This window comes from Reyranella massiliensis 521 (assembly GCF_000312425.1).
In the GTDB taxonomy this organism is placed as follows: Bacteria; Pseudomonadota; Alphaproteobacteria; order Reyranellales; family Reyranellaceae; genus Reyranella; species Reyranella massiliensis.
In genome coordinates this window covers 1830889-1852217 of the sequence record NZ_HE997181.1, presented here as the reverse complement: position 1 = coordinate 1852217, position 21329 = coordinate 1830889, and the positions used below count along the sequence as shown (strand labels likewise).

At 64.3% G+C, this 21329-nt stretch carries 24 protein-coding genes and 1 tRNA gene; 14 read left to right on the top strand and 11 right to left on the bottom strand.

The features are described from left to right. Positions 1-92: 92 nt before the first annotated feature. The gene (locus BN60_RS09140; protein WP_020695725.1) at positions 93-1007 is read left to right on the top strand and encodes an EamA family transporter; all 915 of its coding nucleotides are present in this window, start codon (positions 93-95) and stop codon (positions 1005-1007) included. Positions 1008-1039: 32 nt separating this feature from the next. Then, positions 1040-2134, top strand: a complete 1095-nt coding sequence (locus BN60_RS09135; RefSeq protein ID WP_020695724.1) for a lactonase family protein — start codon at positions 1040-1042, stop codon at positions 2132-2134. Here the strand turns inward: BN60_RS09135 and BN60_RS09130 are convergent. Continuing rightward, positions 2094-3596: a tripartite tricarboxylate transporter permease gene (locus BN60_RS09130; protein ID WP_020695723.1), complete on the bottom strand. Its 1503-nt coding sequence runs from the start codon at positions 3594-3596 to the stop codon at positions 2094-2096. The genes BN60_RS09135 and BN60_RS09130 overlap by 41 nt on opposite strands. A 1-nt stretch (position 3597) precedes the next feature. Beyond that, entirely contained in the window at positions 3598-4047 is a 450-nt protein-coding gene (locus BN60_RS09125) for a tripartite tricarboxylate transporter TctB family protein (RefSeq protein WP_148283361.1), read from the bottom strand. Positions 4048-4236: 189 nt separating this feature from the next. Here BN60_RS09125 and BN60_RS09120 point away from each other — a divergent pair, with 189 nt between their 5' ends. From BN60_RS09120 to BN60_RS09075, 10 genes are all read left to right on the top strand, one after another. Continuing rightward, entirely contained in the window at positions 4237-4710 is a 474-nt protein-coding gene (locus BN60_RS09120) for a DUF4442 domain-containing protein (protein ID WP_020695721.1), read from the top strand. A 7-nt stretch (positions 4711-4717) separates the two neighbouring features. Beyond that, positions 4718-5263: a TetR/AcrR family transcriptional regulator gene (locus BN60_RS28750; protein ID WP_020695720.1), complete on the top strand. Its 546-nt coding sequence runs from the start codon at positions 4718-4720 to the stop codon at positions 5261-5263. An 84-nt stretch (positions 5264-5347) separates the two neighbouring features. Continuing rightward, positions 5348-6232, top strand: a complete 885-nt coding sequence (locus BN60_RS09110) for a GntR family transcriptional regulator (protein ID WP_148283360.1) — start codon at positions 5348-5350, stop codon at positions 6230-6232. A 152-nt stretch (positions 6233-6384) separates the two neighbouring features. Further along, on the top strand, positions 6385-7617 hold the full coding sequence (locus BN60_RS09105; protein WP_020695718.1) for a branched-chain amino acid ABC transporter substrate-binding protein: 1233 nt from the start codon (positions 6385-6387) through the stop codon (positions 7615-7617). Positions 7618-7724: 107 nt separating this feature from the next. After that, positions 7725-8675, top strand: a complete 951-nt coding sequence (locus BN60_RS09100) for a branched-chain amino acid ABC transporter permease (RefSeq protein WP_020695717.1) — start codon at positions 7725-7727, stop codon at positions 8673-8675. After that, on the top strand, positions 8672-9937 hold the full coding sequence (locus BN60_RS09095) for a branched-chain amino acid ABC transporter permease (RefSeq protein ID WP_020695716.1): 1266 nt from the start codon (positions 8672-8674) through the stop codon (positions 9935-9937). The genes BN60_RS09100 and BN60_RS09095 overlap by 4 nt, the downstream gene beginning before the upstream one ends. Then, positions 9934-10692 carry an ABC transporter ATP-binding protein gene (locus BN60_RS09090; RefSeq protein ID WP_020695715.1) on the top strand — a complete coding sequence of 253 codons (759 nt, stop codon included), beginning with the start codon at positions 9934-9936 and terminating at the stop codon, positions 10690-10692. The genes BN60_RS09095 and BN60_RS09090 overlap by 4 nt, the downstream gene beginning before the upstream one ends. Continuing rightward, a complete protein-coding gene (locus BN60_RS09085; protein ID WP_020695714.1) occupies positions 10692-11387 on the top strand; it encodes an ABC transporter ATP-binding protein in 696 nt (231 codons plus the stop codon). Before BN60_RS09090 ends, BN60_RS09085 begins: the two co-directional genes overlap by 1 nt. Positions 11388-11478: 91 nt before the next feature. Continuing rightward, positions 11479-12768, top strand: a complete 1290-nt coding sequence (locus tag BN60_RS09080; protein WP_020695713.1) for an O-acetylhomoserine aminocarboxypropyltransferase — start codon at positions 11479-11481, stop codon at positions 12766-12768. 99 nt (positions 12769-12867) lie between these two features. Next, entirely contained in the window at positions 12868-13476 is a 609-nt protein-coding gene (locus BN60_RS09075) for a glutathione S-transferase family protein (protein WP_020695712.1), read from the top strand. A gap of 19 nt (positions 13477-13495) precedes the next feature. Here the strand turns inward: BN60_RS09075 and BN60_RS09070 are convergent, their stop codons facing one another. Beyond that, entirely contained in the window at positions 13496-14770 is a 1275-nt protein-coding gene (locus BN60_RS09070; RefSeq protein ID WP_020695711.1) for an MFS transporter, read from the bottom strand. Positions 14771-14877: 107 nt separating this feature from the next. Here BN60_RS09070 and BN60_RS09065 point away from each other — a divergent pair. After that, positions 14878-14954: transfer RNA gene (locus tag BN60_RS09065), tRNA-Pro, on the top strand. A 160-nt stretch (positions 14955-15114) separates the two neighbouring features. Then, positions 15115-16335, top strand: a complete 1221-nt coding sequence (locus tag BN60_RS09060; protein WP_020695710.1) for a TCR/Tet family MFS transporter — start codon at positions 15115-15117, stop codon at positions 16333-16335. Here BN60_RS09060 and BN60_RS09055 read toward each other — a convergent pair. From BN60_RS09055 to BN60_RS09020, 8 genes are all read right to left on the bottom strand, one after another. Continuing rightward, a complete protein-coding gene (locus BN60_RS09055) occupies positions 16298-16603 on the bottom strand; it encodes a hypothetical protein (protein ID WP_215905996.1) in 306 nt (101 codons plus the stop codon). The two genes, BN60_RS09060 and BN60_RS09055, sit on opposite strands and share 38 nt — an antisense overlap. A 189-nt stretch (positions 16604-16792) precedes the next feature. Beyond that, complete coding sequence (locus BN60_RS09050; RefSeq protein ID WP_020695708.1) at positions 16793-17323, bottom strand: MerR family transcriptional regulator; 531 nt, start codon at positions 17321-17323, stop codon at positions 16793-16795. 25 nt (positions 17324-17348) lie between these two features. After that, positions 17349-17660, bottom strand: coding sequence for an integration host factor subunit alpha (locus tag BN60_RS09045; protein ID WP_020695707.1), 312 nt, complete (start codon positions 17658-17660; stop codon positions 17349-17351). A 142-nt stretch (positions 17661-17802) separates the two neighbouring features. Continuing rightward, on the bottom strand, positions 17803-18774 hold the full coding sequence (locus BN60_RS09040) for a beta-ketoacyl-ACP synthase III (protein ID WP_020695706.1): 972 nt from the start codon (positions 18772-18774) through the stop codon (positions 17803-17805). Next, positions 18771-19841 (bottom strand): phosphate acyltransferase PlsX, encoded by a 1071-nt coding sequence (plsX, locus tag BN60_RS09035; RefSeq protein WP_020695705.1) that lies wholly within the window; start codon positions 19839-19841, stop codon positions 18771-18773. Before plsX ends, BN60_RS09040 begins: the two co-directional genes overlap by 4 nt. A gap of 51 nt (positions 19842-19892) precedes the next feature. Continuing rightward, complete coding sequence (rpmF, locus tag BN60_RS09030; protein WP_020695704.1) at positions 19893-20087, bottom strand: 50S ribosomal protein L32; 195 nt, start codon at positions 20085-20087, stop codon at positions 19893-19895. Between the two features lie 123 nt (positions 20088-20210). Beyond that, positions 20211-20795: a YceD family protein gene (locus tag BN60_RS09025; protein ID WP_083856023.1), complete on the bottom strand. Its 585-nt coding sequence runs from the start codon at positions 20793-20795 to the stop codon at positions 20211-20213. Positions 20796-20804: 9 nt separating this feature from the next. Further along, positions 20805-21299, bottom strand: a complete 495-nt coding sequence (locus BN60_RS09020; RefSeq protein WP_020695702.1) for a ubiquinol-cytochrome C chaperone family protein — start codon at positions 21297-21299, stop codon at positions 20805-20807. Between the last annotated feature and the right edge of the window lie 30 nt (positions 21300-21329).

Sequence of the window (21329 nt, the reverse complement as noted above, 5' to 3'; positions counted from 1 at the left end):
ACGTTCTTTTTTACGGTCGACGACCAGTTGGCGCGATCTTATGAACAATTGTTCAACATGGTCAAACGCAGCAACCGGTCCGGGCAAAGGACGTGATTCCTCCTTCCTGGCTCTGGATCCCCCTCACCGTCTTTGCCGCTGCAGCACAGACTGCCCGCAATACCGCGCAGCGACACTTGATCGGCGAGCTGGGCACGCTCGGCGCAACGCTGGTGCGCTTCCTCTACGGCATGCCCGTACTGACATTGTGGCTTGGCATCCTCCTCGCGCTCGGCGGATTCGAGTTACCGACTCTGACCTGGACCTTCGCCGGCTGGGTGACGGCCGCTGCGTTCAGCCAGATGGCGGGCACGGCCTTTCTGCTTCGGGCCATGGCCGCACGCAGCTTCGCCATCGGCCTCGTCTATTCCAAGAGCGAGGTCATCCAGGTCGCGATCTTCTCCGTCCTGTTCCTTGGCGAATCCCTGTCGCTGACGACGGCTTTGGCCGTTGGCCTCGCCACCTGCGGCGTCGTGCTTCTGTCGCCGCGCCTCAATGCCAGTGCGACCGGCGCGCGAAGCTGGACCGATGCGGCCGCCCTCAACGGCCTTGCCTCCGGGGCGACCTTCGCCATCTCGGCGGTCAGCTATCGCGGCGCCAATCTCGCTCTCGAATGCGCCTCGCCCTTCCTTGCTGCGGCCGAGACGCTCTTCTGGAGCCAGCTCGTGCAGACGCTGCTGCTCGGCGGCTGGTTGCTCGCCCGCAACCCGACGATCGTCCTGGCAGCGCTGCGGCAATGGCGGGTCTCGACCTTTGCCGGCGTCGCCGGCGCGCTGGCCTCGCTCACCAACGTGACGGCGCTGGCCCTCGCGCCGGCATCGCAAGTGCGAACCCTGATCCTGATCGAAGTCGTGTTCAGCTATGTCGTCTCGCGCCGCGTCTTTCGCGAATCGGTGAGCCGGCGCGAGCTTGCCGGCATCGTTCTTGTCGTCCTGGGCGCCGCGTTGATCGTTGCAGCGGTACGTTGACCTTCTGTCGACCGGCCGCCGACAATGGCGGGATGAGCACAAACCGACTTTTCGCCTATGTCGGCAGCTACACCACGCCCGAGCGTCAGGGTCGCGGCAACGGCATCAATGTCTATCGCGTCGATCCACGCAGCGGCGCCTTCCGGCACATCCAGCATCTCGCCGGGCTGGAGAACCCCTCGTTCCTTGCGCTCGATGCTGCGGGTACCCGCCTCTATTCGGTCCATGGCGATCGCAGCGAGGCGACGTCGTACACGGTCGACCCGGAAACCGGCCGTATCGCCGTCCTGAACCGCCAGCCGACCGGCGGCTTCAACCCCATCCACCTCGCCTTCGACGCCAGCGGCCGCTTTCTGGTCGTCAGCAACTACGGCTCGGACTCCATCGCGGCCCTGCCCATCGGGCGTGACGGTGCGCTCGGTGCTTACACCACCTTGACGGCCGTTACCGCGCCGCTCGGTCCGCATCGCGTGGAGCAGAAGAACGTGCGGCCGCACCACAATCCGCTCGATCCGCAGGGCCGCTATTTCTACCTGCTCTGCAAAGGATCGGACTGCGTGATCGGCTATCGCCTCGACAGGCGGCGCGGCGTGCTGATCGAAGCCAATCGCGTTGCCGCACGCCCGAGTGCCGGCCCGCGCCATATCGACTTCCATCCGACCAAGGCGCTGGCCTATGTCATCAACGAGCTGGATTCCACGATCACGACCTATCGTCAGGGTCGCCGCAGCGGCGAACTGACACCCCTGCAGACCGTGCCGTCCACGCCGCCGGACTTCACCGGCTACAGCACCGGCGCGGAGATTTGGGTCGATCGCGCCGGCCGCAACGTCTACGTGTCAAACCGCGGCCACGACAGTATCGGCGTGTTCGGCATCGACGCCGGTAAGGGCACGCTCACGCCACGCCAATGGGTTCCGACGAAGGGCGGCACGCCGCGCTTCTTCGCCTTCGATCCCGCGCAGCGTTTCCTCTATGTCGCAAACCAGGGCGGCGATTCGATTGTCGGATACCGCGTTGGCCGCGGGGGCTTGCTGATGCCCACGCGGCTCCGGGTAAAGGTCGGAAGTCCGGCCTGTATCGTGTTCAGCCCTCTTCCTGGAAAGCTTCCTCGCGCGCCTTCTTGACGCTGGGCAGAGCCATCAGGACCAGCAGAGCAGCCGTCGCGATCAACAGGCCGAGGCTGATCGGACGTTCGAGGAAGACCATTGGATCGCCACGCGACAGCAGCATAGCGCGACGGAAGTACTCTTCCATCTGCGGTCCCAGCACCAGTCCCAGCAGGAACGGCGCGCCCTCGCAGCCCAATCGCACGAAGATGTAGCCCAGCACGCCGAAGACGGCGACCTGCATCACGTGGAAGGTGCTGTTCTGCAGGCTGTACGCGCCGATGCAGCAGAAGAGCAGGATCGCCGGAGCCAGGAAGCGGTACGGCACCGTCAGCAGCTTCACCCACATGCCGATCATCGGCAGGTTGATGATGACCAGCATGGCGTTGCCGATCCACATCGAGACGATCATGCCCCAGAAGAGATCCGGCTTCTTGGTCATGACCTCAGGCCCCGGCTGGATGCCCTGGATGATCATGGCGCCGACCATCAGGGCCATCACGGCGTTGGACGGGATGCCCAGGGTCAGCATGGGGATGAACGAGGTCTGCGCTGCGGCATTGTTCGCGGCCTCGGGTGCCGCCACGCCTTCGACTGCGCCCTTGCCGAACATCTGCGGCGTCTTCGAGAGCTTCTTCTCGAGCGTATAGGCCGAGAAGGCACCCAGCGTCGGACCACCGCCCGGCAGCACGCCGAGGATCGAGCCCAGGGTGGTGCCGCGCAGGACTGCGGGAATGGCCCGCCGCATTTCGTCTCTGGTCGGCCACAGCGAGGAAACCTTGATCGCGCCCGTTCGCGTGAGATGCCGTTCCAGGTTGACCACGATCTCGGCGATGCCGAACAGGCCCATCGCGATCGGCGCAAAGTCGATGCCGTCGCTGAGTTCGGGGATGTCGAACGTGTAGCGCTGGGCGCCGGTGTTGACGTCGGTGCCGACCAGGCCGAACAGCAGGCCGAGGAAGACCATGGCGATGGCCTTAGTGACCGAACCGCTGGCCAGCACGATCGCCGCGATCAGGCCCAGCGCCATCAGCGAACAGTAGTCGGCCGGACCGAATTTTTGCGCCATCAGGGTCAATGGCTCGGCGAACAGCACGATCAGGATGGTGCCGACCGTGCCGGCGAAGAACGAACCTACCGCCGAGATCGAGAGCGCCGCCCCCGCTCGCCCGTTGCGGGCCATCTGGTAGCCGTCGAGACAGGTCACCACCGACGAGGCTTCGCCTGGCAGGTTGACCAGGATCGAGGTCGTCGAACCACCATACTGTGCGCCGTAATAGATGCCGGCCAGCATGATCAGCGAGGCCGTCGGCGGCAGGTGGAAGGTGATCGGCAGCAGCATGGCGATGGTCGCCACGGGCCCGATGCCGGGCAGCACGCCGATCAGCGTGCCGACCATGCAGCCCAGCAAGGCGTAAGTGAGGTTCTGCAGGCTGACGGCGACGCCCAGTCCGAGGGCCAGATTGTGCAGCAGATCCATCTTACCACACCCCTTGCAGGATCGAGATGTTCATGCCCAGTCCGAGCTTGAAGACGATGACGCAGAGAATCGACAGCACCACGATGTTGCCGATCACTTCGAGGAGCTTGAATTCCTCGCCGGCGAGCGAGGAGATCAGGATCAGCACGACCAGCGCCGGAAAGAGGCCGGCGCGTTCGAGGAGGAGCGCGAAACAGACGATGCCGATGGTTACCAGGGTGATCGGCTTCCACTTCGGCTTCTCGACCTGCTCGCCGGGATTGATCAGCGCGAACACGCAAATTAGGAGGCCCAATCCCAGGAGGATCAGCGACAGCATGCGCGGCACGTAGCCCGGCCCCATGCGTACGGCCGTGCCGATGGCCAGCTTCTGTCCGAAGTAGAGCGTCGCCAGGCCGAAGCCGACGAACATCAGCCCGGACAGGAAGTCCTTACTCAAATATCGATTCACGCTGTCGTTTCCCCCGAGCAATGACCTGAACGCCAGCAAAGACGCCGCTGGCGTTCATTGTTCGTGCAGTTGTTCTGCAAGAGAGCAAACGTAGTCCTCCATGCTTACGCGAACCTGACAAACGGCCGGCTGCGGCCGTTCTGCGAGAGGAATCTCGACAAAGCCCGCGGCAGCGCCTATATGTCTCCAATGGAGACATTCAACGCCCGCACCATGCTCTACGACACGATCCGCACCCAGCTGGGCCGGAGCGTCCCGTTCGCCCGTCATGCCGGCGTCGAGATCGACGCGATCGGAAAGGGCCACGCTTCGGCGCACCTGCCCTTCCGGCCCGAGGGCCTGAACCATATCGGCACGCAACATGCGGCCGCCCTCTTCGCGCTCGGCGAAACCGCGTCGGGAGCCGCCATGGCCGGCGCCTTCGCCCCGATCCTGTTCGAGGTCCGGCCGGTCGCCGCCGAGGCGACGATCCGCTACCTCGGCCCGGCCAAGGGCAGCGTGTCGGCGGAAGCGCGCGTCGACGGCGAACCCGACGCCCTGCTCAGCACGGTCAAAACCGAAGGAAAGGTGCGCTTTCCCGTCGTCGTCAGCCTGAAGAACGAAGACGGTGCCGAGATCGGCGAGATGCAGGTCAACTGGCACGTCTCGCGCGGCCGCGCCTAGCCTCCTCGTGCCCCGTAAGCCGACGCGCGAGACCTTCCACCACGGCGATGCCAGACGCGCCGCGGTCGAAGCCGCGCTCGCGCTCCTCGCCACGGGCGGCCGCGACGCGCTGACCTTGCGTGCCGTGGCCGAACGGATCGGCGTCAATCATCGCGCGCTCTATCGCCACTTCGCCTCTCTCGATGCGCTCAAGGTCGAGGTGGCCGCCGCAGGCTTCGCCCACCTTGCCGATGCGCTCGAAAAAGTGCCGCCCGGTGAGCCGCGCCAGCTCGCGAGCAGCTATGCCCGCTTCGCGCTCGAGAACGGACATCTCTACGACCTCATGTTCTCCATGCCGTTGCGCAAATGGTACGGCGCGGCCTCCGGAATCGGCCCAGCGGTTCGCCGCGTCACGGCTGCGTCCATCGTTGCCATCGGCGACAGGAAGGATGCGAAGGCGCGCGTCTTCCGCATCTGGGGGCTCGTGCACGGTCTGCTCGGCCTCTATCGCACCGAGACTTGGCGGGCCGCCAACGACAGCAAGGCCGTCGAATTCATCGCCTCGCTGGTTTGACGCCGCCGCACTATCTTGTGATCACTGATCAAACCGAATAGTATTGCGTGCACGTGGAGCCATGGCGCGCGATCGGACGATCATGTGCGCCGCTGGTGCATGCCACCAAAAGCAGAACGAGTGCGCATGAAGAATTCAATGAGGCTCCCTGACTTCTCTCCGGTGAGCCACTCCACCGTCCATGAAAAGGTTTACGACCGGATCAGGGACGCTCTCGTTGCAGGCAAGATGCTGCCCGGCCAGCGCATCGTCATCCGCGAGCTGGCCGACGCTCTCGGCACAAGCATGATGCCGATACGGGAAGCCCTGCGGCGGCTTGAGGCAGAGAATGCGCTCGTCGGTTCGGCCGGCGGCACGCTGACGGTTCCGATCCTCAGTCCGACCGACTACGAAGAACTCTGCCTTATTCGCGTGGCACTCGAAAGCAAGGCGGCTGCCGAAGCGGCGACCCGCATCACGCCGCGCGAATTGGATCGGCTCGAACGGGTGCTCACGACGCTCGAAGAAGCCTCCGACGTGCGCGATCTGGAGGCAGCACTCCGCCTTAATCGGGAGTTTCACCACCTCGTCTACGTTGCAGCTCGACGTGCCTTGCTGCTGCGGCTGATCGAAAGCCTCTGGCTGCGGGTCGGCCCGCAGCTCAGCTATGTCGTGCGCAGCGACATCTACGGCGGCATAGCAATCAGAAGCGACGATCACCCGCACCGTCAGATTCTCGCCGCACTGAGATCCGGCAATGGACGCGCCGCCGCTGCCGGAATCACGCGCGACATTCGCCGCGCGGAGAAAGTAATCGTCGACCATCTGCTGGAAGAGCAGAAGCAGCGAGAGATTGCCTCCCGGGACGACGAAGACGCGCCTCACCCAGCCTTGGCTCCAGCCGGCGGAGCGGGAGGAAAGAAGGTCCGTCGGCGCAACGCGACATCGCCAGGCGAAGCCGCAAGGACGCCTGGCGGACGATCACGCTGATCGCCCCGTATCTGGCAATACGAACAATCTAAATCTTGTGATCTGTGATCACAAAGACCTTGACTCGAGAGACCCCGGCCCGCCAGATAACGACGATGCGCAACTGCAGGCGCGTCGTCGCACCACAACGCTGGTGCAAAGGAGGAAAACCCATGAAATTCGCCCGTATCCTGGCAAGCACCGCGCTCGCCGCATTGGCCCTGACCGGCCCCGCTCCCGCCCAAGACGCCTCGACCGTGAAGCTCGCCCTGATCGACGGTCAGTCAGGTCCGAACGGCTTCATCGGCGAGAGCATGCGACAGCATCTGCAGTTCTTTGCCGAAAAGCAGAACGCGGCCGGTGGCGTACTCGGCGGCAGGAAGTTCGACGTCGTCGCCTTCGACAACAAGTTCGACCCGCAGGAAACGATCATACAGCTGCAAAAGGCGATCGATGCAGGCGCGCGCTACGTATTCCACGGCAACAGCTCGGCCGTGGCCGGCGCAATCGTGGACTTCCTTGAGAAGCACAATCGCCGCAATCCCGACAAATCGGTGCTCTACATTAACTTCGCGGCCCTCGACCCCGTACTGACGAACGACAAATGCAGCTTCTGGCATTTCCGCTTCGATGCAGACGTCAACATTCGGACGGCGGCCATCACCAATCAGATCCAGAAGGACCCTTCGATCAAGAAGGTCTACCTGTTCAATCAGGACTACTCGTTCGGCAAGGCCGTGCGCACGGCAGCTACGCAAATGCTGAAAGACAAGCGGCCGGACATCCAGATCGTCGGCGACGAGCTGATTCCTCTCCAGAAGGTCACTGACTTCACGCCGTACATTGCGAAGATTCGCGCGACGGGCGCCGACGCCGTGATCTCCGCAAACTGGGGCAACGATCTCAATCAGCTCGTAAAAACTGGCGGCGAACTCGGCCTGCCCGTCAAATGGTTCACCTACTTCGCCAATGGCGAGGGCGGCGTTACCGCGCTCGGTGCGGCAGGTGTCGGCCGTGTGTTCGCCGTCAGCGAGTGGCACATGAACGTGCCCGAAGCGACATCCGAGAAGCTGGCCGAGGAGTTCGGCAAGAAGTACAATCGCGACCTCTTCTTCTACCGGCTGAACACCGTGGTCACGATGCTGGCGCAGAGCATGGACGAGGCAAAGACTACCGACCCGAAGGCCGTCGCCGAAAAGCTGGAGACGATGGCCTTCAAGAGCCCCCTGGGCGACACGTACGTCCGCGCCGCGGACCATCAGTTCTATCAGCCGCTCTACGTCTCCGTGATGTCCGACGACGTGTCGAAGAAACTCGAAAAGACCCCGTTCGGCTTCAAGACCGTCGGCATGTCTGCGGCGAAGGAAACCGAAGTTCCGACGACCTGCAAGATGAAGCGGCCGTAGACTGACTGCTCCGCCGCGGACGGCCGATCCCACGGCCCGGCCGCGGCGGCCTGCAGCCCACACTGCGCTTTCCCTTCCTTGCCTGTACCCTCGCCTGGACGACGGCTTTGCTGGAACAACTCGCTATTTCGACCCTGAACGGCGTCATCTACGGGATGCTGCTGTTCATGCTTGCCAGCGGCCTCACGCTCATCTTCGGCATGATGGGGGTGCTCAACCTGGCTCACGCCAGCATGTACATGCTGGGGGCCTATCTCGGTTACCAGATATCGAAAACGATCGGCTTCCTGCCGGCCCTCATACTCGGACCGCTGGCGCTCGGGCTCGGCGGCGCCTTGCTCGAACGATACGGCCTGCGGCGCGTCCATCAGCACGGGCACGTTTCAGAGCTGCTCTTCACATTCGGCATCGCCTTCATGATCCAGGAAGCCGTTCAGATGATCTGGGGACGGATCGGCGTGCCCTATAGGGTTCCTCCGGAACTCGACTTTCCGTTGTTCCGCCTGTTCGACACCCCCTACCCGGCCTACCGCATCTTCGTGCTGCTGCTCGCCGTGGCGATCTTCGTCGGACTGTTCGCGATCCTCTCCCGGTCGCGGATTGGCCTCGTCATACGCGCCGCCCTCACCCATCCGAACATGGTCGGCATGCTCGGCCACAATGTGCCGCAAGTCTTCATGCTGGTCTTCGGCGTCGGCGCCGGATTGGCAGGCCTCGCCGGTGTCATCGGCGGCCCCATCTTTGTGACCTCCCCCAACATGGCGGGAGCGCTCGGAGCCATCCTCTTCACGGTCGTGGTCATCGGCGGATTGGGATCGCTGCCTGGCGCCCTGCTGGCATCGCTTCTGATCGGGCTCGTCCAGACATTCGCCGTCGTCATGGACGTGTCTCTCGACGATTTCATCAAGGCAATCGGCGTTGACGCCAAGGCTGGCAACGTGCTCGGCGACATCCAGCATACGACGATCGCCCAGATTGCCCCGATCCTGCCCTACCTGATGCTTCTGGTGATGCTGGTCGTGCGCCCCCGCGGCCTCTTCGGGAGTCGCGACGTATGACCGCCCTTTCGCTCGGCCGGCGCGCCGGACCCATTGTCTGGTTCCTGGCGATCATGCTGGCACTGCTGCTGCCGGACCTCATTCCTTCGAAGACCGCACTGACGAAGATGTGCCTGATCGGCATCACCATCGTCTTCGCCCTCTCCTACAACATTCTGCTGGGTCAGACGGGGCTGCTCTCGTTCGGTCATGCCGTCTACTTCGGCCTGAGCGGGTTCGCGGCCATCCATCTGATCAATCTGATCGGCCGGCACCAATTGCCGATACCCGTGCTCATCGTCCCGCTTTTCGCCGGGCTCGCCGGAGCGGCGTTCGGCCTGCTCTTCGGCATCCTGTCGACCAGGCGTCACGGGACGGCGTTTGCGATGATATCGCTGGCCATCGCCGAGCTGGTGGCCGCCTCGTCCCTGATCCTGGAGAGCTTCTTCGGTGGCGAGTCGGGCGTCACGACGGATCGCAGCGTCGGGCCGCCGTTGTTCGGCATCGACCTGATACCGCAGATCCAGGTCTACTACCTGATCGTGGCTTGGGGCGTGCTGTCTGCCGTCACCATGTACGCATTCACGCGCACGCCGCTCGGACGCATGGCCGCAGCGGTCCGCGACAATCCGGAACGGGCGGAATTCATCGGCTATAGCCCGCAAGTCGTCCGGCTGCTGTCGTTCATCATCTCGGCCTTCTTCGCAGGCGTCGCTGGCGGCCTGGCCGCCATCAACTACGAAATCATGACGGCGACCAATCTGTCGACGGCCGCCTCCGGCTCAGTCTTGATCATGACCTACATCGGAGGTGCGGGCTTCTTCTACGGGCCGATCATCGGCGCCATCGTGATCAGCCTGATCCAGCTTTCCCTGAGCGATGTCACCCCGGCATGGCTGCTCTATCTGGGACTGTTGTTCGTGATCACGGTATTGTTCGCCCCGACCGGGATCGCAGGCCTGATCGAACGGCACCTGCCGCCGCTGCGAGCGCGGATTCTGCATCGCCTGATCCCGTCATATCTGGTGAGCGCGGCCGCTGGTTCCGTATTGGCCGTCGGCGCCATCGCGTTGCTGGAGATGAACTATCACGTCACGCTCAACGCGCACGAAGGGCCGTTGCTGCGCATCTTCTGGATCCAGGTCGATACTGCGCAGCCTCTGGCCTGGGGCGTCGCGATCGTTGTCACCGTCTGCGGGTTTCTTCTGTTCCGCCGCACCTGGCCGTTGGTCGGTGGGGCCTGGAACGAGATCGACAGCCGTTTGCGCAAGGCAGCGCCATGAGGGAGCCGGCTCTCGTCCTCACCGATCTCCGGAAGGATTTCGGCAAGACATCCATCATCCGAGGCGTGTCGCTGTCCGTCGTCGCCGGCGAGCGCCATGCCATCATCGGCCCTAACGGCGCGGGCAAGTCGACACTCTTCCATTTGATCAGCGGCCGCTTTCCACCGAGCGGCGGCACGGTCGCCCTTCACGGTCACGACATCACGAACCTCAAGCCGTCGGCAATCAATCGCCGGGGGCTGTCGCGCAGCTTCCAGGTATCCAACCTGTTTCCACGCCTTTCGGTGTCCGAGAACATCCGCTGTGCGCTGCTCTGGTCGACCGGCTATCGCTACTGCTTCTGGCGCTGGGCGGATCGCCTGAGCGATGTTTCGGCGAAAGTCGAAGACGTGCTGACCCGCACCGGATTGAGCGGGCGCCGCGACGCCCTGGCGGGAGTCCTGAGCTATGCCGACCAGAGGGCGCTGGAAATCGGCATCGCGATCGCCGGTGGTGCCGATGTCGTTCTGCTCGACGAACCGACGGCAGGCATGAGCCACAGCGAAACCCGCCGGACGATCGATCTGATTCGTGAAGTCACGGTCGGCAAGACCCTTGTCATGGTGGAGCATGACATGGGTGTGGTGTTCGATCTTGCGGACCGAATCTCGGTCCTTGTCTATGGCGAGATCATTGCCACCGGAACCGCCAGCGAGATTCGAGCCAGTAAAGCCGTCCAAGATGCCTATCTTGGAACGGCGGGGGCTGCCCACTGATGCTCGAACTCCAGGATGTCCACGCCTACTACGGCAAGAGCCACGTTCTGCAGGGTGTCGATCTTCACCTGACAGAAGGCGAGATCGTCACTCTCCTTGGACGCAATGGCGTTGGACGATCGACGACAATCAAAGCGATCATGGGCGATGTCGTCTGTACCGGCACGATCCGCTTCAAGGGCCGCGACATTCTGGGACTGAAGTCGTACGAAATCGCGCGTCTTGGCGTGGGATACGTACCGGAGAATCGCGACATCTTCCCGGGATTGACCGTGCGCGAGAACCTCCTGCTCGGGCAGAAGAAGCGACATGCGCAGGGCCGGTGGTCGATGCAGGACATGTTCGCCCTGTTTCCCCGGCTCGAGGAACGCGCCGAGGTCTCGGCTGGAGTACTTTCGGGTGGCGAACAACAGATGCTGACGATCTGCCGGACACTGATGGGCGATCCCGATCTGATCATGGTCGACGAACCGACCGAGGGGCTGGCGCCGAGAATGGTGGAACTGGTGGCCGACCTGTTGCGGCGCATCTCGGAACGAGGCGTGTCCATCCTGCTCGTAGAACAGAAGCTCACGATTGCACTCGACATCTCCCGGCGAGTCTATGTCATGGGCCATGGTCGTGTCGTCTTCGAGGGGACACCGGCCTCGTTGAGCGCCGATGCGACAATCAGGAAGGAGTGGCTGGAGGTCTAGATTTGACGGCTGAGGCAGGCGCGGCCAATTTGAGGCTTCAGATCCAGGCGGACATTGTCCGCCTTTCCAAGCCCTGGTCGTGGAGAGTTCAGTGAGCGACAAGCAATACGGTTTCGAAACCCTGTCTGTGCATGCAGGCGCCGCCCCCGATCCCGCCACCGGCGCGCGCGCGCAACCGATTTACCAGACCACCGCCTATGTCTTCGAAGATGCCGACCACGCCGCCGCGCTCTTCAACCTCCAGACGGTGGGCTTCATCTACTCGCGCCTGACCAATCCGACGAATGCTGCGCTCGAGACGCGCATCGCCTCCTTGGAAGGTGGCCGCGGCTGCACCGTCGCCTCCTCCGGCCATGCCGCACAGGTGCTCGGCCTCTTCCCGCTGATGTCGCCCGGCGCCGAGATCGTCGCCGCCTCCCGCCTCTATGGCGGCTCGCTACAGCAGATGAAGAACACCTATCCGAAGTTCGGCTGGAAGGCGAACGTCGTCGACGCCGACCAGCCGGACAACTTCAAGCGCGCGGTGACGGACAACACCAAGGCCTTCTTCATCGAAAGCCTCGCCAATCCCGGCGGCGTGATCAGCGACATCGAGGCGATCGCCCGCATCGCCGAGGATGCCGGCGTGCCGCTGCTGGTCGACAATACCTTGGCGACGCCCTGGCTGTGCCGGCCGATCGACTACGGCGCGACCCTGGTCGTGCACTCCACCACGAAGTTCCTGAGCGGCACCGGCACGTCGATGGGCGGCGCGATTGTGGATTCCGGCAAGTTCGACTGGTCCAAGGGCGGCAAGTTCCCGAGCCTCGCCGGCCCCGAGCCCGCCTATCACGGGCTGAACTTCTACGAAACCTTCGGCGACATGGCCTACACCTTCCACAGCCACGCCGTCGGCCTGCGCGATCTCGGCCCCTCGCAGGCGCCGTTCAACGCCTGGCTCACCATGCTCGGCATCGAGACGCTGGGCCTGCGCATGGAACGCCATTGCGCCAATGCGCTCGCCGTCGCACAGCATCTGGAGAAGCATCCTGCGGTGGCCTGGGTGAACTACGCCGGCCTGCCCTCCAACAAGTACAATGCGCTCGCCAAGAAGTACCTGCCCAAGGGCGCGGGCTCGGTCTTTACCTTCGGCGTCAAGGGCGGCTACGAGGTCGGCGTGAAGGTCGTCGACAATGTCGAACTCTTCTCGCACCTCGCCAATATCGGCGACGCCAAGAGCCTGATCATCCACCCCGCTTCGACGACGCATCGCCAGCTCTCCGACGAGCAGCGGGTCGCCGCCGGCGCCGGCCCCGACGTGCTGCGGCTGTCGATCGGCATCGAGACCGCCAGCGACATCATCGCCGATCTCGATCAGGCCCTCGCCAAGGCGACTTCGTAGGGAATCGGCACGACATAAAGACTAGCGGAATAGAGCGTTAGACCGGCGGTACCGGCTGCTCTATCGTCCGCCTTGTTTTTGAGATCGGGGAGACTATCAGTGACTGTCAAGATCTACGGGCCTACCGCATCCCGCGCCGCCCGTGCTTTGTGGATCGTGCACGAACTCGGCATTCCGTTCGAGCACGTCGCGGTGGAGATGAAGGATCTCAAGGGCGCCGAGTTTCTGAAGGTCAATCCCAACGGCAAGGTGCCGGCGCTGGCCGACGGCGACTTCAAGCTCTTCGAGTCGATGGCGATCAACCTCTACCTTGCGGCCAAGCACGGCAAGGACGGCTTCATGCCGTCGAGCCTCGAGGACCAGGCGCTCGTCTGGCAGTGGAGCTTCTGGGGCATGACGGAAGTCGAGCGCCATCTGCTCACGATCCTGATCGACATGTTCATGACTGCGCCGGACAAGCGTAAGCCGGAGGCGGTCGCGGAAGCGCAGAAGGCGCTGCCCAAGCCCTTCGCCGTGCTGAACGGCGCCCTGGAGGGCCGCGACTACCTGCTGGGCTCGACCTTCACGGTGGCCGACCTGAACCTTGCGTCGATCTGCAGCTGGGCCAAGCCGATCAAGTTCGACTTCACCCCATTCCCCAATGCCGGCGCCTGGCTCGACCGCTGCCTGGCGCGGCCGGGCTACAAGGCCGCCCGCGGCACCAAGTAAGCGACCCGCAACGAACCTGCTACTCGGCCGGCGCCGGTTGCGGCGTCGGCCGTTTCGTTTGCACGATGGCTTCCTGGCCGCGATCGTTGCCCGGCAGCAGCAACGCCACCAGCGTTATCACCACCGACGTGGCGGCAAGCCCCAGGAACAGCAGTTCGAGACTGCCCGTCGTTTCCCGAACCCAGGCGATCAACAGGATCGCGAGCGGCCCCGCCCCGAAGGCCACGACGAACTTCGCACCGAAACCAAGCCCGTGATAGCGGCTGGGCGTGTAGCGCGCGATCAGGATGTTCTCGATCGGGCCGGCCGCCGCACTCAGCACCGCCGACGCGATGGCGCCCAGCAGCGCCACGTAACCATTGCCCATCGCCAGCGCGAGCATGGCGCCAATCTGCAAGGCCGACGCCACGATGTAGGTCGCCTTCAGCGGATAGCGATCGACGACCCGCCGGCCCAGGGCGTACTGCGCAAAGCCCGAGACGACGTAGATCATCGAGGTCGCGAGCCCAACCCACAGCACGACCTTGGTCGCCACGCCCCACGAGGCGAGCCCGTCGCGCAGGGCGCTGATCTCGGGCGCCAGCTTCACCTCGAAGACCAGGGCCGCGCCGAACATCACGGCCTGCCAGATCACGCCTTCCAGGGCCATCGTCACCGACAGCACGGAAAAGACGCGCCAGAACTCGCGGCGGCCCACCTGGACGCCGGGCGTCGCCGGCATCGGGCGATCGCCGACCTTGCCCTGCCGCATCTGCACGAAAAGCACCGCCCCCACGGCGAGACAGACGAGGCCCGGCACGATGAAGGCCGCGCGCCACGAGGCGAGCGTGATCAGCACGCCCGGCACGATGCCATAGAGCGCAAGACCCGCGCTGCCCCAGAGGCCGTTCACGCCCATGGCGTGCCCCTGCTCCTTGGCCGTGCGGATGACCCAGCCGATGCCGACGGAATGGTAGATCGCCCCGAAGGTACCGATGCCGCAGAGCGCCAGGGACAGCAGGAAGGTGTCGCCGGTCGGCACGAGGCCGCAGGCGATCGAGGACAGGCCGAGGCCGAGGAACATCACGACCATCATGACCGGCGCGCCGAAGCGGTCGGAGGCCCAGCCGGCCGGCAGCGACATTATCCCCAGCAGGACGGTGGCCGGGGCGTAGAGACGCAGCAGGTCCTCCGCCGGCAGGTTCCAGGAAACCGCCAGCGTCAGCACGATCACGGCATAGAAAGCCGTCATCATGTGCATCAGGGCATGGCCGATGGAGGAGAACAGCAGGACGCGACTGGCGGAATCGATCATGGTGCCTGTATCTGTCGACGCAAGGATCGATGCAAGTTGGCTTGCGGCAACGCTGCTATTCGCGCTAAAGCCCCCGTGCCGCGGGCCGACAGGCCCAGGCATCCGGTCGGGGCGTAGCGCAGCCTGGTAGCGCATCAGTCTGGGGGACTGGGGGTCGCAGGTTCAAATCCTGTCGCCCCGACCATCTAACCTCCCGTTTCTTTCGAGTGCAGCGGCCCACTGTCGAAGCCTGTCGTCCGCCACTGGCGGACACGGCTCGGTGCGCAATCAGCGACCGCGTTGGCGAGGCAGCACCGCAAGATCGTCCTTGCGTCGGCGGCCCGCGGGTCGCACCTACAAGCGCAATGAACACCCGGCGGGCGCTAGCTTTCATCTTCTGTACCGTGACGCTCGACGTGCTGTCGCTGGGTCTCATGATTCCCGTGCTGCCGACGATCGTGCTCGGTTTCATGGACGGCGACACGGCGGGCGCCGCCGAGGTCTTCGGCGTGTTCGCCACGGTCTGGGGGTTGATGCAGTTCCTCTTCTCGCCGTTGCTGGGCGCGATGTCCGACCGCTTCGGCCGCCGGCCGATCATCCTGATCTCCTGTCTGGGGCTCGGCCTCGATTACATCTTCATGGCGCTGGCACCCTCGCTCGTCCTGCTGTTCATCGGCCGGGTGATCTCGGGCATCACCGCCGCCACGATCAGCACGGCCTTCGCCTATATCGCCGACGTCACCAAGCCCGAGGCGCGCGCCAAGGCGTTCGGGCTGGTGGGCGTCGGCTTCGGCCTGGGGTTCGTGCTGGGGCCAGCGCTCGGCGGCCTGCTGGGCGGCATCGATCCGCGGCTGCCTTTCTGGGTGGCCGCCGGGGCGACGCTGCTCAACGCGGCCTTCGGCTGGTTCGTGCTGCCGGAATCTCTGGCGCCGGACAAACGCATGGCCTTCGCCTGGAAGCGGGCGAACCCGGTGGGATCGCTGCGGCTGCTGGCCTCGCACACCCAGCTCCTCGGACTCTCCGCCGTCAATTTCCTGGGCGGCCTTGCCCATCAGGTGCTGCCGACCGTTTTCGTGCTCTATGCCGGCTATCGCTATGGTTGGAAGGAAGAGACGGTCGGGCTGACCCTGGCGCTGGTCGGCATCTGCTCGGCCATCGTCCAGGGCGCGCTGGTCGGCCCGGCCGTCACCCGGCTCGGCGAACGACTCACCCTGATTGCCGGTCTCGTCTGCGGCGCCGCCGGCATGGCGATCTACGGGCTGGCGCCGACAGGGATGCTCTTCTGGGCGGGCGTGCCGGTCATGGCGTTCTGGGGGCTCTCGGGTCCTGCCGCCCTCGGCCTGATGAGCCGGCTCGTCGGCCCCTCCGAGCAGGGCCAGCTGCAGGGCGCGAACACGTCCCTCGCCAGCCTGTCGTCGCTGGTGGGCCCGGCTCTGTTCTCCCTGACCTTCGCGTATTCCATCGCGCGGCCTGGCAGCCCGTGGCCCGGCGCGCCGTTCCTGCTGGCCGGCCTGTTGCTGCTGCTGGCCGGCGCGACGGCCTGGCGTGTTACAGCCCGGCCGCGACCTGCCGGCCCGCCTCGGTGAGCTTGCACACCAGCCAGCCCGGCTTCAGCGGATTGTTGAACCAGGGCTCGGCCCAGCCCCGCTTCAGGCATTGCTTGACGATGGCAACATCGACTTGTTGCCCGTCCAGGTCGAACAATGGCAGCTTGCCGCCGGCCTGCGTGAGACCACGGCGCAAGTAAAGTAGCTCATGTAAAGTTGGAAGATCCTCCTCCAACCCATTGTCATTGAAAGCAAGTGCATTCAATGACTGCGCCTGATGGCGCGCCAGTTCACGATCTGCAAACACGGCTCCGTCCCCCTCTGACGATACCGTTGATAAGCCCCTCGCGAAGCACGATACGCGTGTGTGGCAAAAACCCAAGCAAAATCAGATGCTTGTTACACTCTCTTACAATTCCCACCCGATCTTGTGGCTGTCAGGATCGAAAACAGCCACCCCTTGAGTCCCGCCTGACGGCGGTACGGGCGGGCAAGACTAGTTGTGGGCCTTGAGCGTGCTGCGCAGCTGCGTCAGCGCCTGTTCCAGGTCTTCGAGAACGGATTCGATCTCACGCCGCTTGTGCAGGTCTAGAACCGCCGCGCGGGGCGTGGTGGTCGAGGGCTGCGGGCCCGTGCGTGGCAGCGGCTGGCGGTTGGCCCCCGCGGCCATGGCCTCGGCCCGTGCCGAGACAATACGCAGGCTCTCCAGAGCGCTCTCGGCGGCAAGATCGAGCCGCTGCGCCGGCAGGCGGCCACGGCCCTCCTTCAGCAGGCGCTGGACGCCCTTGATGGTGTAGCCGTCTTCATACAGCAGCGTCCGGATGCGGCGCAGGAGGTCGATATCTTCCGGCCGATAGTAGCGGCGACCACCGCCCCTCTTCAGCGGGCGAACCTGGCTGAACTTGCTTTCCCAGAACCGCAGAACATGCTGCGGAACGTCCAGCTCCGTCGCGACCTCGCTGATCGTGCGAAAGGCCTGCGCCGACTTCTCAACCCGCCTTTCAGCGGCCTGAACCGAAACAGCCATCTCTTATCCCCTCGACAGCTCGCAGCTATCCTTTTTCCTCGCCGGGCGTCCCGTTGATCAAAGATTTAAGGACATTCGACGCTCGAAAGACGAGTACCCGCCGCGGCAGAATCGGAACCTCCTGCCCAGTCTTTGGATTGCGGCCCACACGCTGGCCCTTGTCGCGAACCGTGAAGCTCCCGAACGAGGAGATCTTCACCGATTCACCACGTGCCAAAGCCTCCACCACCTCGGAGAGGATCGTCTCCACAAGGTCGCTGGACTCATTACGAGACAGTCCCACTTCCTGGAACACTGACTCGCTGAGATCGGCTCGCGTGATAGTCCGGCCTTCCATCCGGTACCCTTCCTTCCCCCTACTTAATCCTTACTCTAAGGTGGGAAAGCGGTCAATATCAGTAGGATAGAGGCTGGACTTGAATCGCCGTCTGTTCACGTTCCGTTACGGCCGATTTCGCCCCTCGACCAGCGAGGGAGTCTTACCAGCGGACGAGCGAGGCACCCCAGGCCAAACCGCCGCCGATGCCCTCCATCAGCAGCAGATCGCCCTTCTTGATGCGGCCATCCTTCACGGCGGTATCGAGCGCCAGAGGGATCGAAGCAGCGGACGTGTTGGCGTGCTTGTCGACGGTTACGACCACACGCTCCGCGGGCAGGCCGAGCTTGCGGCCCGTACCGTCGATGATGCGTTTGTTAGCCTGATGCGGCACCAGCCAGTCGATGTCCTTGGACTGTAGGCCCGCCTTCTCCAACACCTCGCCGACAACGGCGGCCATGTTGACAACGGCATGTTTGAAGACTTCCTTGCCTTCCATCCGAAGGAAGCCGGTGGTGCGCGTCGAAGACGGCCCACCGTCGACATAGAGGATGTCGTGCTGGCGGCCGTCGGAGTGCAGTGCGTTGGCGAGGATGCCACGGTCGGCCGAGGTGCCCTTGCCCTGCTCGGCCTTGAGCACGATGGCGCCCGCGCCGTCGCCGAACAGCACACAGGTCCCGCGATCGTTCCAGTCGAGGATGCGCGAGAAGGTCTCCGCGCCGATCACCAGCGCCGTCGAGGCGACGCCGTTCTTGATCAGGCTGTCGGCGACCGAGACGGCATAGACGAAGCCGGCGCAGACCGCCTGGACGTCGAACGCCGCGCCGCGGGTCATGCCGAGTTCGGCCTGCACGCGCGTTGCCGTGGCGGGAAAGGTCTCGTCCGGCGTCGCCGTGGCCAGCACGATCAGGTCGAGATCCGACGCCTTGATGCCGGCATGGTCGAGCGCACGCTGCGACGCCTTGATCGCGAGATGCGAGGTGAATTCACCATCCGCCGCAATGTGGCGCTGGCGGATGCCGGTGCGCTGCTGGATCCACTCGTCGGAGGTCTCGACCTTGGCGGCCAGTTCGTCGTTGGTGACGATACGCTCCGGCAGATAGGCGCCGCATCCCTGGACAACAGAACGAATCACTCGGCCCCTCCGCTTGCCTGCAGCGCCGACGCTTCGGCAACCGAGGTGACCTCGTGCAACTTGGTCAGCCCCTCGGCAAGCTTGCTCTTGTACTCATAGCGAACCAGATCGACGGCCACGCCGATCGCATAGGCAAAGCCCAGCGCATCGGTGCCGCCATGACTCTTTACGCAGACGCCGTCGAGGCCCAGGAAAACGCCGCCATTGTAGCGCCGCGGATCGACGCGCTTGCGCATCTTGAGGAAGGCGCCTGCCGCGAAGAGACCACCGATCTTCGCGAAGGTCGATGTCTTGAAGACCTCACGTACCCACTGCGTATAAAGCTTCGCCGTTCCCTCGATCGACTTCAACGAGACATTTCCCGTGAACCCGTCCGTGACGACAACATCGACCACCCCGGCCCCGATGTCGTTGCCCTCAACGAATCCGTGGAAATTAACAGGTGCCTCCGGGCGCCTCAGCCGCCGCGCGGCCTGCCGCAACTCCTCGTGCCCCTTCTCTTCTTCGGATCCGACGTTCAGCAGGCCGACCTTGGGCCGGTCCAGACCGAGCAGGACCTGGGCGAAGACGCTGCCCATGACCGCAAACTCGGCGAGGTTGTCGGCATCGCATTCGAGGTTGGCGCCGAGGTCGAGCATGACAGTCTCGCCGCGCGAGGTCGGCAGAAACGACGCCAACGCCGGACGATGAGCGCCTGCGATGGTGCGCATGGCAAACATCGAGATGGCGAGCAGCGCGCCGGTATTGCCGGCGGAAACCACGGTATCGGCACGCCCTTGAGCGGCGGCCTCGACGGCCAGCCACATGCTCGACTTGCGGCGACGGCGCAGCGCGAACGACGGCTTGTCTTCCGCCAGCACGGCATCTTCGGCCGGTACGATTTCAAGGACCTGCGACAGGCCCTTGTGCCTGTCGACCAGCGGCTTCAGCCGCGCCGGATCGCCGAACAACAGGAAGGATGTCCCGGGATAGCGCTCACGCGCGATATTGGCGCCGTTCACGATGACATCGGGGGCGTGATCGCCCCCCATGCCGTCGAGCGCCAGGACGATCTTACCCGTGCTCACTCAAAGCCCCGCCTGTCGAATGCCAGCGCATCGCCGGCGGCGTGCTGCAGACTACTTCTCGGCCGACGCGCTGTCGGCCAGGACCGGCATGTCCTCGCGGTAGTAGCCGCAATGCGTGCAAACCATGTGCGGGCGCTTCAACTCGCCGCAATTCTTGCACTCCATATAGGCCATGGTCGGCACCGCGTGGTGCGAGCGACGCATGTTGCGGCGGGACTTAGAAACCTTCTTCTTGGGAACTGCCATAACGATCTCCACGACGGGGCGGCGTTTCAAGACGACTGCGCCTGCCCCAAAAAAGCTGCGGCCGCGCTCTATAGGCGCGGCGGGCGGCATTCTCTAGCCAAATCGTTCTACCGCCGCAACAGTTTAGCGGCCGCGGCGCGGTTTGTCCCTCAGGGCGGCAAGGCCCGCAAAGGGGTGGCGGCGCTGTTCCGGTGGGCCCCGGCGGCCCGCCGTGCGCAGCTTGGGCAATACATCTTCGAGCTTGATTCCGGCCCTTCTGGGATAGGGGTCGGCCGTCAGCGAGAGCTGCTCGGCGACAATTTCGCCGACATCGAGCATATTTTCGGCGAGGGGTTCGGGGGCATCGGCCTGAGCATTGAGGACGGCCTCGCCGCTCTCGGGGTCGCGCTCGTCGGAAAGGTTCTCGGCAAAAACCAGCCTGAAGGCATCGTCCAGTTCCTGAGGTACCGGCTCAAGGCTCAGCACGCAGGCCTGGATGATCGTCCCGCGCAGCCGCCCTTCCACAATCACCTGGCCGCCGGGCCGACGGTCCACGGTCACGCGGGCGGAAAAGGCCGGCAAGCCAAGAAAGCCGAACCGCTTGGCCAGGGCCGCCCGCTCGGTGTCGGAAGCGACGATTTCGACGGCGGCGCCATTCGTGCCCATTCGCTCAAGATCGACAATCCGCTCGAGTTCCGATTTTTGTTTTTTTTCAGTATTTTGTGGCATTTACTTAATTCACTTTGCAAGATCGCCGCGAGCCGTTGCCGCGAGTTGGTCGGCATAGCGCCGGACATAGGCCTCGAGGGCAGCGACAGTCTGCGCCTCCTCTGGCGGACTACCGCCATAGGCGTTGCGGCGCAAGACCTCCGCCAGCGGCGTCGGGCCGCCGGCCAGCGCCTCGCGGTAGGCCAGCGCCCGCCCGTGCAGCCCTTCGGCCATGACCTTGATTCGCCGGCCGACCCCCAGGTCTTGGACCCCGATCTCGCGCAGGGTGAGGTCGAGGTGGCGGAACATCGCGTCGAAGAAGGCCTGGGCCAGGGCGTCGCCATCGGGTTCGCGGCGCAGGCGATCGATCATCAACGCGGCGTGCAGGGATAGCGAATCGAAACGGCCATAGAGATTGTCGGGAATGCCGCAGCTCTCGAAGAGATGGGGTGTGCGCGACTGTTCGGCCGTACGCTTGTAGATGGAAGCGGCAAATTCTTCCTCCGGCTTCCTGCGACGAAACACGATACTCTCCTCCCCATTCCCTGTGTCCCA